Here is a 1,848-nt window from a genome sequence, read left to right on the forward strand (position 1 = left end):
ATGATGTTGGGGTCGAAACTATATAATTAGTTGTGCCCTGTACCTATAGTACCTTGAAAAATTCATATTTTGTAGTATTATGCTGGGATTTCTGGCATATATGCCGGGTATTTCCCTCCTTGTTTTATGCAAGTACCGGATTTTGAGCATAGTTTCCCAGACCCTTCACATAATTGAAGAGCTTTCGGAAATTTAGTGCCGCTATCTTCGAACCGAAAAAGAACTTGCCACGCTGTTTTCCACGAGGCATCTTTTCCAGATGGTAATTCCTGCGGATATTTGACGGTACAGTCTCTACTCCATTACGGAGTCTTGCGTAGTTTTTAAATTCTTCACTGCTCATGTCCCGCTGGATCTTCGCACGTTCATGTGCCGCTTTGGATGTTACTATTTTGGCAACCCGCTTAAAGATCTTCGGTTTACATTGGTCCTGGTACGGGCAGTTGGCACACTGCTCATGCAGAAAGGAAACGGCGCACTGCCTGCTCTGCTTCATATAGGAGCAGCTTTTCGGCGCATAACCTGCCGGACACCGGAGAACTTTTGTTCCTTCTTCGTTGAATTCAAAATCAGCAAGGATATCCGGGGCGAATTTCCCCGTCAGGCTTGTAGTGATCAGTTCTACATTCTTCTCCGATGCGAGCTGCGTGTTTTCTGTCCCGCTGTATGCGCCATCCGTAATTATGACTGTCCGCTCTTCCTGTTTCTCCATCTGCTCAAGATGTTCCTGGAGAAACTGGCTGTCACTGTGATTGTTCTGGTCATATTGATAATCCGTTACAACGGAACCATTCTTACCTACGGATTCCTCAAGGTTGGCTGTATATCCCCGATGCTCTTTTCCGGCTTTGCTCCGGAATGTAGCCTCCGGATCAGAAGGATTCTGCATCATGGATGAGTTCATACCGCCGTCTTCTTTTGTGCGGAGTCTGCGAGTTCCATTTTCAACAACTGTCTGTTCAGACAGGCATCTGACAAACAGATCATACTCTGTTGAATCCTGATACTCAGACTCACATAAGGTGAGAAGTTTATCGGCATCCGCAAGAAGCTGCTTTAATCGTTCCTCTGCATCCGTACTTCTCTGGTGATAGATCACTCTGTTGAAATCATTCGGATCTGTGTAGTGCTTCAGATCCTCCGGCAGAGCAGAATCATTTGCCTTATTCATAGAAACTGCCAGCTTTGAAATACAAGTATAGATCAGTTCCATCCGGCTGAGTTTACGGATGTTGGATTCGATCATCATGGAATCCATACGCCGGATCTTCCCGCTGATCCTCATCAGTTTGGCAATGGAAGCACTCAGGTCATTTACGCAGTCATGGTAAAGATCCTTGTTATGAAGTGTTTCGTAATCATAGCACCGCCTGCGGAAACGGCTCAGTGTCTTGTCGCTCAGCGGCTGCTCTTCGAAACTCGTTGTGTGCAGGGCATACTGGAGCCGGAAATCCAACATAAGATTTTCAACCATTTCATCATCCGAATAATCAAAAAGCTCTTTGATAATGAGTGCACCAACGATTACATTTACCGGAGTATTCGGTCTGGATGCATTATTACTGTATAAGACAGAAAAGCGCTTTTCATCAATGGCAGGGAATATTTCATCAGCAAAAACTTTTGCCCAGGATTTTTCCAGTGCTTTCTGTTCCCTGGCGGTTAAGCCGGAAAAACTATCTGTAAATGATATTTGCTGGTAAGAATTTTCTTTGAATGACATAAAGATTACCTTCTTTTCTAGGATAGCTCTATTATACAGCAAGAGAAGCATTTCGGCTTGTATTTACTACAAAATATATGAACTTTTCAAGGTGCTATAGACAGGCTTTTGACCCCAATATCATA

At 44.0% G+C, this 1,848-nt stretch carries 1 protein-coding gene; it reads right to left on the bottom strand.

What is annotated here, in order from left to right:
- Positions 1–124: 124 nt before the first annotated feature.
- Positions 125–1,723 carry a transposase gene (locus FGQ85_RS18100; protein WP_207670244.1) on the bottom strand — a complete coding sequence of 533 codons (1,599 nt, stop codon included), beginning with the start codon at positions 1,721–1,723 and terminating at the stop codon, positions 125–127.
- Positions 1,724–1,848 lie beyond the last annotated feature (125 nt).

Origin of the sequence: Pseudoflavonifractor sp. BSD2780061688st1 E11 (assembly GCF_005844125.1) — a bacterium.
Lineage (GTDB): Bacteria > Bacillota > Clostridia > Lachnospirales > Lachnospiraceae > Sellimonas > Sellimonas catena.